The 10,238-nt window shown below is 70.3% G+C and carries 6 protein-coding genes and 1 pseudogene; 1 reads left to right on the forward strand and 6 read right to left on the reverse strand.

Annotated features, from left to right (window positions below; translation table 11 throughout):
* Positions 1-6: 6 nt before the first annotated feature.
* The 6 genes and pseudogenes from AC08OU_RS17895 to AC08OU_RS17920 form a co-directional block, all read right to left on the reverse strand.
* Positions 7-2,688 carry an MMPL family transporter gene (locus tag AC08OU_RS17895; protein WP_476605358.1) on the reverse strand — a complete coding sequence of 894 codons (2,682 nt, stop codon included), beginning with the start codon at positions 2,686-2,688 and terminating at the stop codon, positions 7-9.
* 585 nt (positions 2,689-3,273) lie between these two features.
* A complete protein-coding gene (locus AC08OU_RS17900; RefSeq protein ID WP_476601296.1) occupies positions 3,274-3,786 on the reverse strand; it encodes a helix-turn-helix transcriptional regulator in 513 nt (170 codons plus the stop codon).
* Between the two features lie 92 nt (positions 3,787-3,878).
* Positions 3,879-4,268: pseudogene (locus AC08OU_RS17905) on the reverse strand (GAF domain-containing protein); the annotation flags it as partial.
* Positions 4,269-4,551: 283 nt separating this feature from the next.
* Positions 4,552-8,040, reverse strand: a complete 3,489-nt coding sequence (locus AC08OU_RS17910; RefSeq protein ID WP_476601295.1) for a TM0106 family RecB-like putative nuclease — start codon at positions 8,038-8,040, stop codon at positions 4,552-4,554.
* Positions 8,041-8,302: 262 nt separating this feature from the next.
* Positions 8,303-9,169 (reverse strand): ATP-binding protein, encoded by an 867-nt coding sequence (locus AC08OU_RS17915; protein WP_476601294.1) that lies wholly within the window; start codon positions 9,167-9,169, stop codon positions 8,303-8,305.
* Between the two features lie 61 nt (positions 9,170-9,230).
* Positions 9,231-9,518: a hypothetical protein gene (locus tag AC08OU_RS17920; RefSeq protein WP_462187399.1), complete on the reverse strand. Its 288-nt coding sequence runs from the start codon at positions 9,516-9,518 to the stop codon at positions 9,231-9,233.
* A 499-nt stretch (positions 9,519-10,017) separates the two neighbouring features.
* Here AC08OU_RS17920 and AC08OU_RS17925 point away from each other — a divergent pair.
* A partial coding sequence (locus tag AC08OU_RS17925; protein ID WP_476605359.1) for a Scr1 family TA system antitoxin-like transcriptional regulator occupies positions 10,018-10,238 on the forward strand: 221 nt, incomplete at its 3' end.

Here is a 10,238-nt window from a genome sequence, read left to right on the forward strand (position 1 = left end):
GGAGTACTATGAGCTTTCGACGCGGATGCCGTCGAGTGCGAAACCCCGGATACCCATCATGGCCGGTAAGGGCCCACCGTCCGCGCGCCGCCGCGGGCGCAGGTAGTAGTGCCAGGTCGGGGCCGGCCCGGCCGGAGGCCGGGTCCAGCGGGTGGGTTCCCCCCACCCCCGCCGATAAGTGATCTTCGTCGTCATGCGGTTGCCGGGGTCGGGGGGTCCCCCGAGCCCGAGGTCCCCCGCGCGCGAGGCCGCTTCGTCGCCGTCCTCCCGCAGGCTGAACCGCGCGTGCAGACGGCGCAACGGCTCGGGAGCCCACCAGTTGTAGTCGCCCGCCAGGGCCATGAACGCCGGGACGAGGATCGCTCGGACGAGGGTCACGTCGAGCACGATCGACACGGTCAGCCCGACACCCACCAGTTTGATCATGCTGATGTCCGATGCGGACAACGCGACCATGACCACGACGAGAGCGAGCGCCACACTCGTGATCAGTGGACCGGTCGCCCCCAGCCCACGGGCGACGGAATCGTGTTTGTCTCCCGTCCGCAGGTACTCCTCGCGGATGCGGGCGAGCAGGAAGATCTCGTAGTCCATGCTGAGCCCGAACGCGATGAAGAACATCAGGACCGGGCTGGTCATCTCCAGCGTGCCCGACACCTGGAAGTCGCCGACCAGACCGGTCAGGTGCCCGTCCTGGAAGACGAACGCCAGCAGCCCGACGGTGGCGGCGAGATTCAGCGTGTTGAGGAACATCGCCTTCAGCGGAAGGAGCACGCTGCCGGTGAACAGGAACAGCAGGATGAAGGTCGCCGTCATCACGACGGCGAAGGCCGGTAGCAGACTCCGCTTGATGGAATGCGAGGTGTCGAGGAAGTGTGGCGCGAGTCCGCCGATGAGGACGCCGAACGGCGCCGGTGTCGCCTGCAGCCTCCGGACCAGGTCCTTCGCCGGCTCGGACAGCGGAGACCTGTCGGTCTGCCACACCGACAGCCAGGCGCCGCGATGCGTTCCGACGTACCTCATCGGAGTCTTCGGCACCGCACCGACCCGCTCGCCCCGCAGGAAGCTGCCGGTGACGGTGTCGATGCGGGCAACACCCGGCAGCGCGGACAGCCGGGTCGCGTAGTCGGTCAGCTTCTCGGCGTTCCCCGGGTCCCGCGCGTCCACTCCGGGCACCACGATCGGAATCTGGCAGGGCAGGCAGACGACGAAGTCCTCCCGCATCGCGTCATTGACGACGTGAGCCTCCGCGGTCGCCGGCAGGACCGTGTCGTCGGCCAGCGCGAGGTTGAGGTGGCGCAGCGGCGCGGCACACAGCACCAACACGAAGATCGCGGCCCCACCGAAGAACACCGGGTGGCGCATGACCCGCCGCGCCAGCGCCGACCAGCCGCGGCCAGCCGCCGCGGCCCCCACGCGGTGGCCGCCGGACCGCCGGCGACCCGAGCGCCTCGGGCGTGACCCCGAACGTCTCAGGCGTGACAACGCCAGCCGGACGTTGCCGCGCTCAATGCGGTCACCGAGGACCATCAGCGCCGCGGGCAGCACGAGCAGTGCGGCCACCTCCGAGGCGACGACGACGATGATGCCGGCGAAGGCGAACGAACGCAGGTAATAGATCGGGAAGACCAGCGCGGCCGTCAGGGACAGCGCCACCGTCACCCCGGAGAAGAACACCGTGCGCCCGGCGGTCTCCAGCGTCCGGCGCAGCGCCGCCGCCGGGAGCAGCCCGCGGTCCTGTTCGTCCCGAAAACGTCGCAGGATGAACAGGCTGTAATCGACCGCGAGACCGAATCCAAGGGCGGTCGTCAGGTTCACCGAGAAGACCGACACGTCAGTGAGCGGGGCCGCCAGCCGCAGCAGCGCGAGACTCGACACCACCGACACCACGCCGACCAGGACCGGAAGCAGGGCAGCCGGGACCGTGCCGAAGGCGTAGAGCAGCACGAGGAACACCAACGGAGCGGAGATCTGCTCACCGTGCGCCAGGTCGACACGGCTGCGCTCGGTCACGTCACGCATGACCGCGGACGCCCCGCCGAACCGGACCTGGACCCCCGGGCCGTCGTGGGCGTACCGGTCGTGCAGGGCGTTCAGGCGGTGCTGGATGTGGTCCTCGGAACCGGTGAGCCGGAACACGATCAGGGCCGACCGGCCGTCCTTCGCACGCAGCAGCGGGCTCGCCTCGTTGGGCCCGCCCGGCCAGTACGACAGCACCGAGGTCACCCCCGGCTCCGCGGCAATCCGCCCGGTGAGCTCCCGGCCCAGGCGGGCGGCGATCGGCCCGTCGATACCCGGGGCCGACGTCAGCATGATGGCGACGTCGGGGGGCGCGTCCGGGAACTCCTCGTCGAGCAGCCGCTCGGCCCGCGTCGACGGATCGCCCGGTGCGTAGAAACCACCGGTGGCAAGCTGGTCGTAGATTCCGGCATTCCACGGCAGCAGCACGACCACCAGCAGGCAGGCAGCGGCGAGTACCCTTCCCCGGTACACGACGGCCGCGTCAGCCACCATTGTGAACAGCGAACGGGGTGGTGCGCCGGTGGAGCCCGTCGGCGCGGGGCCTCGGTCGGCCCAGCCCTCGTCCCGTCCGTGCGACCCCTCGTCCCGTCCGTGCGACAACGCGGCATACGTCACCCGATCGGGGCGGGATTCGCGCTGCTGCGCCGGATCAGCGAACGACGGCATGACGCTCCTTCGAGGATCTCCCGTGCCGATGGATCTCGTGACGGCCGGACGGTGGCCGCCAGCGGCCACGCGTCCGGGCATGGAGCACCGCATGGAGCACCGCATGGAGCACTGCATGGAGCACTGCATGGAGCACTGCGAGGAAGTCCCGAGCTTCCACCTTGAAAGTAGACCTGCCTGAGACCCTGGTCCCGAACTACCCTCGCCCGGAGGCAGAAGTGTAGCGGGAGTCTGGCCACGATCGATATTCGGCCGCCGAAAGCAGGGCCGCCGGAAGAATCTTCGAGGGTAGGCGGCCGCCGCGGCGTAGGAGGAGTGGGCGGGAATGCCGGGAGCAATCCCGAAGGTAGTAGGGCAATGCCTCAGGCCCGGCCTGAGCCTCGGCTCGCCGGCCGGGCGGCCCCGCCACTCCTGCCCGCACAGCGTGAAAACACCGCTATGGCACCGATGGCAGGCCACATCGACCCGCGGTCGAGATCCTCGTACACCGGCGCCGGGAATATACGGCGGGGTCGAATGGCCGTGACTGCCAGACCGGCAGCCACGGCCACGCCCCCGGCAGGGGCCCGGTGCGGGCCCCTGAGATCAGGGCAGCATTCCCAGCTGGCGCGCGGCGTGTACCGCGGCTGTGCGGTTACGGACACCGAGCTTGCGCATGATGCTGCGCAGGTACGCCTTCACCGTCTCGGGCGAGACCGTCAGCCGGCGGGCCGTCTCGACGTTGGACAATCCCAGCGAGACCTGGGCAAGCACCTCCAGCTCGCGCGGGGTCAGCGTCAGCCGTCCGACCGTCTTCGTCTCCTCGGCGAGCAGCCCGCGCAGCAGCTCGGACACCCCGCCGATGCGACCGCGCAGGAACGGGACGGCGACATGCTCGGTGACCTCCTGAAGCTCCCGGTAGGCCAGCCGCAGGCTCTCCCGGGGCAGACCCGACATCCGCGGGAACGGGACGGCCCCCGGCCGCACGGCCGGCACCCCGCCCTGGACCGGCACCCGCACCCGCCCCTCGACCGGCACCCGCCCCTCGACCGGGCCCCGTCCCTGGACCGGCACCCGCCCCTCGACCGGCACCCGCCCCTGGACCGGTACGGACGGCACCCTCGACCGCGGCCCCCACTGACGAGACCGAGTTCGCGTTCCATCAACCGGGCCACCGCCATAGCTGCGTGAATAGCAGACTCATCGAATGACAGATCCGGTTCGAGAGCGGCGTACAGTACCGCGGCCACCGCGCCGTCCTCGCATACCGGCACCGCCATGATCGCACCGAGACCGGTGTCGTCGATCTCCGCGGCGGTGGATCGCAGCGATCTTCGCGCGGCAGCTCGATCATTGATGACGACCGGCCGGCAATGCTTGACGACCTGACCGCCGATGCCCATCCCGGCTGGGATCTCGACACCGATCAGCCCGGCCGGCCCCGGCCCGTCCACGTTGGTGATGGTCAGGGTGCGGGAATGGAGTGCGACCATTCCCCCGAAAGTAATGTGTGCACCCGATGAGGCCCGCAGGCGCGCGAGCGCCCGAGGCAGAACAGTTTGCATACGGCTAGGAATAGCCAGTGTAAGAGTCATGAGCATCCCCTTCCCCAACCTGCCCAGACGTCGCGAATCCTAGCACCGGCTTTACAATAAGGGGACGTAATGAAGTAACAAATACGCAATCGAGAGCATCATCGCAGGTCACAGGCCTGTGGAGGGTTCGAAACGCGCAAGTTATTTCATTTCGACTCCTAAGCACAAACAAATACCGACGAAACGGACTTTACATATCTGCATGAGAGTTGGGGGCCGCGGGCGCGTAGTGGACTCCGTGGCTTCATCGCTACCACCCATCAGGTTCCGGCAACGTACCAGGAAAGTGTCAGGAATGTATCGGGGAGCGCACAGTGAGCGGGTCCGTTCGGGCCATGGCACGCAGCCGGGCTAACCCGGCGAGGAGCTGAAGTTCGGCGACCGAACGGGGAGAGCTGTCGAGCAGCGCCGGTGACATGACCAGCGCCGCCGCCACCTGTGCCCGGGAGATCGCGACGTTGAGCCGGTTGCGGGAGAGCAGGAAGTCCAGCCCCCGCGGCGCCTGGGCCGAGCTGGACGTGGTGAGCGAGATGATGACGACGGCTGCCTCCTGGCCCTGGAAACGGTCCACCGTCCCGACCCGCACCCCGGGCAGGCCCGCCTTGCCCAGCGCGTGCTCGACCGCCCGCACCTGCCGGTTGTAGGGGGCGACGACGAGCAGGTCGCTGCCGAGGAGCGGGCGCGGGGGCCCGCCGTCAACGAGGGTACGACCGAGCAGGTGGCGAACGATGTCACGGATCACAGCAACCTCCTCATCCGACCGGGTGCCGTTGTCGTGATGCTCGACGTCGTGCAGGTACAGCCCGGCCGGTACACCCGCCACGGCGCGCGTCCCGGCCACCGGATGCGCGTGCAGCAGCCCCCGGTACGCCAGCGCCGACACCGGCGCGCATACGGCCGGGTGCAGCCGGCGGGTCCGATCGAGGAAGTAGCCGAACTCGGGCGGGATCACCTCGGCGTCGCCGAGCAGATGCGACAGCGCCGAGGCGTCCGCGCCGTCCGGATGGAGGCCGGCCACCACCTGCGGCAGTTGCTGCGGATCGCCGAGGAGCACGAGGTTGCGGGCCGCGCCGGCCACCGCGAGGGTATCCGCGAGCGCGAACTGCCCCGCCTCGTCAATGATCAGAACGTCGAAGGGGTCACCACGCAGCACCGGGTTCGCGAACGCCCAGGCGGTGTCCCCGACCAGGTGGCCCTCGGGGTGCTCCCGGCGCCACGCCGCAAGTGCCCGCAGATCCCGCGGACCGTCCCAGGGCGGGAATATGCCCGGAGCCGGCTGAGCCGGCTTCGCCCCGGACCGCTGTTTCTTCGCGGCGGGCACCGCGGGGCGCCAGGCGGGCACGGCGTCCGCGGCCCGGGCGTCGGCGGAATTCGGGTCCGCCGGCGGCTGGCCGGTCGCGGCGAGCATCGCGTTCTCGATCGCCTTGTGACTGGTCGAGCAGACCCCGACCGTGCGCCCCTGCTCGACGAGATGGCGGATAAGCCTGCCGGCGAGGTAGGTCTTGCCCGCCCCAGGCGGCCCCTGCACGGCCAGGTAGGAGCCGTCGAGCGCGCTCACCGCGGCGAGCACGGCGGCGATCTGGTCTCCGTCGTGCTCGCCGGGCGCCGGCAGGTCGCCCCGGCCGATCAGCCGCGGGGGGCGACGGCGCAGCAGGTCCAACGCGGGGTCCGCAGGCAGGTCCGGCAGGGCGTCGGCGGTCCGGCGGGCGAGGTCGCGGATCGCCGCCGGCTTGGGTTCCGGACGCACCGGCGATCCGGGCAGCACGGCGAGGGGCGGCCTGCGGGCCACGTCGTCGGGGGCGACGCTCTCCCGCAGCAGCAGCGTGTGCGGCTCGGCCCGCTCGACGACCGCGTCGGTGGTAGCGCCCTCGGCCCCGGGCGGTCCCGGGTAGAGCAGCCGCACCGCCTCGCCGCGGTCGAAGGGATGCGGACGGTCCGGATCGACGCGGGCCTGCAGCAGTCGACGACTCCGCCGCCGTCGCCCGGCCGGTTCGACCCAGTCCTCGACAACGGTCCAGCTCACCGGGACCGCGCAGTCGTCGGCCGATTCCAGCGTGGCGCGATCGGCGGTCAGCGCCGCGAAGTACGACCACCAGGCGGGCTTGTTCTCACGCCGGTGGTATCCGACGGCCGCGGCGAGCAGGGCGCGCGCCCGCTCGTCGTCCGTCCAGTCAGCCGGGTCGTCGGGAAGAGCCGCGACGAGGGTGTCGACGAGCGCGTCGTCGGCGTCGGCGTCGGCGGGGTCTACCGGGTCGGTGCCGGAGGCTGTGGAGGTCGGGGCGGCGAGGTCGATCCGCGGCGTGCCGCCGTCGGCCTCCCGCAGGCCCAGCAGCCAGCGGTGCAGTCGCTGGGTCGACACGCAGTCGATCCGGTTGTAGTCGGCGATCTGAGCGAGGACGCGGTCGGCCGCGGCGAGCTCCCCGGCGGCGCGGTGTGCCAGGAAGCTCTCGTACGCCACGATGCTGTCGATGGCGTTCTTCACCTCGGCCTGCCGGGCACCGGGCAGGAACAGCGGTTCGAGGTATTTGATCGAGTAGGACGGCTGGGAGATCCGCAGGCTGCGCCGGACCACGGCGTAGAGATCCACCAGCCGGTGCCCAGCGAGCAGATCGTCGACCTGCCGTTCCCGCGTACCGTGTCGCGCGGCCAGCCGGCGCAACGCGTTCGGCTCGTAGGGCGCGTAATGGTAGATGTGCGCGCCGGGGTGCGCGCGCAACCGCTCCGTCGCCCAGTCGACGAAACGCTCGAACGCCTGCCGCTCCCCCGCCCGATCATGCGCCCAGAACGCCCGGAAGACCTCGCCGTCCGCGAGGGTGACCGCGCCGAACAGGTACTCCAGACCGGCGGCGTCCAGCGCGTACGGATCGCCCTCCATATCGAAGTAGATGTCACCGGGATCGGGCGCCGGAAGGGCCGCGAGACCCTCCGGGCCGGTCATCCGGACGGTCACCGTCCCGACCGGGTCGTCCGCGGTCCGCGTCGCATCCTGCGCGGCCTGCAGTTCCGCCTGAAGACGCAGTCCCGCGAACGTCGCCGGGGACATCGTCGCGGGCCGCTGGTCGTCGCGGGCCGCGGCGAGCTCCTCCACCGCGGTGATGCCAGCCGCGCGCAGCACCCGTCGCTGGTCGCCGCGCAGCCCGGCGACCAGGGACAGGTCGCGGGCCTCCGCCCGGCCGCGCGTGCAGTGCGCGCTGAACGCGCAGGTGGCGCAGGCCGACCGGGGCTCGGCCCAGGATGGTTCGGGAACCACGGGGGCGACCGCCAGCCGATCGGCGAGACGGCTGCGCGCGTGCCCGACCATCGGCACGACATCGTCGACCCGGAACGTGCGCACAACCCCGGGCGCGGGAGCGGGCGCGGTGGCCCGCTGCGCGGGATGCAACAGATGCATGAACCGCGGAACGGGTACGCCCACCGACGGTAAGGCCGCCGCGTAGGCAGCGAGCTGCAGCACGGCTCCCGGGCTGGCGTGCCGGGCGAGCTTGGCGTCGTAGGGCTCGTAGCGGCCCGCGACCGCGGGCCCGGTCGACACGCCGGTGATCGGGTCGAGATGCGCCGCGATGAGGAAGTCGGGGCGCCCCTGGAACGCGCCGTCGAACAGCGCCCCCTGGTAGACGACGGGAACCCCGGCGGCCAACGCCTGGCGGGTCCGCTCGTGGGCCTGGGCCAGGGCGGCGGGCGTGGGGGCGGGCCGCTCGATCGCCACGACCCCGTCCGCGCCGAAACACCGGCGCAGATGCTCCAGCCAGCGTCGTTCGTGCGCCTCGCCGTGCCGCACGGCAGTGGTGTCCCGCGGGGGTCAGGCGCACCCGGTCGATCCGGCGCGGCCCGTCATCCGACGTCTCCCCGGTCACCAGCCCGGCGGCGAGCGCGTGCGCAAGCCCGACGCGATGCCCACACTCGACGACGTCGACAAGATCACTGGCGGAAACCACCCAGCGGTCCTCGAACCTGTGCACGACACCATCCCCATCTGGGCCATCCCGTTTCCATCCGGGCCATCCCGTTCGGTCCCGTGCCGATCCTCTCCCGATCCGGGTTCACGGTCCGGACCAACCCGGCCGGGCGTGCCCCGAAGGACTGAACGCGGCCGGCCACGCCTTCCGGCACGCAGGAGGTATAGCAGGTGCGGGGGCCGGGGTGGATCTGCTGCCCGGGGGCCCGGTTGTCGCGCTGGCTCCTCTGGGCGCCACATTGTCGACCCACCCGTCTTTACGGGTTGTCCGGTGGACGGACGGACAGGTGGGCCGGTGGGCGGACGGACAGGAAATCCGGCAATACGGCCGAACAAGATGTAAAGTACATATCGGATCGGTGGGCCGCAGGCGTCCAGCCGTGCGCGTGGCGGAAAGCCGCGCGGGGACGAAGCCGATAACGCCGGATGAACTCGTCAGCGACACGCCGCAAGGTCTCCGGGTCGGTGCGGTAGACGACCGGTGCCATAGGCTCCGGCCCAACCCTCGGCGTCCGTCGTCGGCGGCGCGGGCCGCAACCCGCCGGGAATCTCCGCCCACATGACTTTTCCGCCGGTCTTGACCCGGTAACCACGACCATTGGCTACACAGCGCGTCGACCATCAACAAGCCACGCCCGTCCTCGCTGAACACGTCCGGGCTCTTGATCCGGGGAGCGGTGTCGTTGCCGTCCCACACTTCGACAAGGACATTCCTGCTCGTCGCGGTAAGCCGCATGGCCACCACGTTTTCCAGGTTTTCCAGGCGGCTCGCCTTCACGGCATTCGAGGCCAACTCACAGACGACGAGTTCGGCACTGCTGACGGCGTCCGGGTCCACTGACCATTCCGTGAGCGTGCGGACCGTGCTCGTACGCACGGCGGGAACGGCGACGGCGGTTGGCGGGAAGTGCGCCACGGCCACCCGGATCACAGGTGATGAGTCACCAGTCATGCTGAGCCCCGTGCGGCGGTCAGCGCGTGTGTGGCCGCCCAGCAGGCGATGATCGTGACGTTCACGGCCGCTGTGCAGGCTGGCGCCGCGCCGTGCCGTCTACGCCTGCGCCCAGGGAGGGCAGGTCGCAGCCGGGCAGCACGGCGAACTCGGCCCACGCCACCAGCTCACAGCGGGCGTGGGATAGGCGGCGGCTGACCTTCGCTACACGGTCGTCGAGGGTCAGGGGGAGGCGGGTTCGCGCCTGCCGCATCCGCACGTGCGCCCACTCGTGGGCGGTGTCGAAGTCGGGGAATGCGCCGAGCGGTCTTCCGTCCGCGTCCCACACCACGAACCGGCGTTCGTCCATGGACCCTCTCCCTTCGGTTTGCGACGGGTAGCCCCCCGCGCCGCGAGTCCGTCCCCGTGCCACAGACAGCAGAGCGCGGCGGATGCCGCCGAGAAGAGCGCCTTGGCAACGCAGAGAGACGCGAGCGTCCGCCGACTGCAACGCCGTAGGGGCCAGGCGACCACTCTCGGCGCGCCTGCTGTCACACAGAAGTCAAACATCGCGAGAGCTCAACATGCAAGACTCGTTCTGCAAGCTGAGAAATGTTGATATTTATTCGAAACAGCGATCAGAGTCTTTCATTTCGGGTGATGGACTACCCTCAAACCGAAGGAGGGGCGATGCCAGAGGGCACCACGACGACGGGCTCGACCGTGCCGCGCCGTCAGCTCGGCCGGTACCTGCGTGATCTTCGGAACTGACCGTGCGGGCAGCCGCACGGCGCTTGGAGTGGTCCGAGGCCAAGATCTAGCGCATCGAGTCGGGGCTGACCTCGCTCCGAAGCTTCGACGTAGAGATCATGTGCCGGATCTACGGTGCGCCCACCGATCTGACCGAGGCGCTGATGGGGCTCGCGAAGGAGACGAAGGCGCGCGGCTGGTGGCACAGCTACGGCGACGTCATCCCGGCCTGGCTCGACCTGTACATCGGGCTCGAAGAGGCGGCCTCTCGCCTCTGGTGCTACCAGCCGGAACTCGTTCCCGGTCTCCTCCAGACAGAGGAGTATGCAGGCTCTTCGAA

It is taken from the genome of Frankia sp. CcMO1 (assembly GCF_977945845.1).

What these genes read in the sequence shown, in the direction of transcription:
- AC08OU_RS17895 (WP_476605358.1), bottom strand. Translation starts at nt 2,688, where the DNA reads ATGCCGTCGTTCGCTGATCCGGCGCAGCAGCGCGAATCCCGCCCCGAT.
- AC08OU_RS17915 (WP_476601294.1), bottom strand. Translation starts at nt 9,169, where the DNA reads ATGACTGGTGACTCATCACCTGTGATCCGGGTGGCCGTGGCGCACTTC.
- AC08OU_RS17920 (WP_462187399.1), bottom strand. Translation starts at nt 9,518, where the DNA reads ATGGACGAACGCCGGTTCGTGGTGTGGGACGCGGACGGAAGACCGCTC.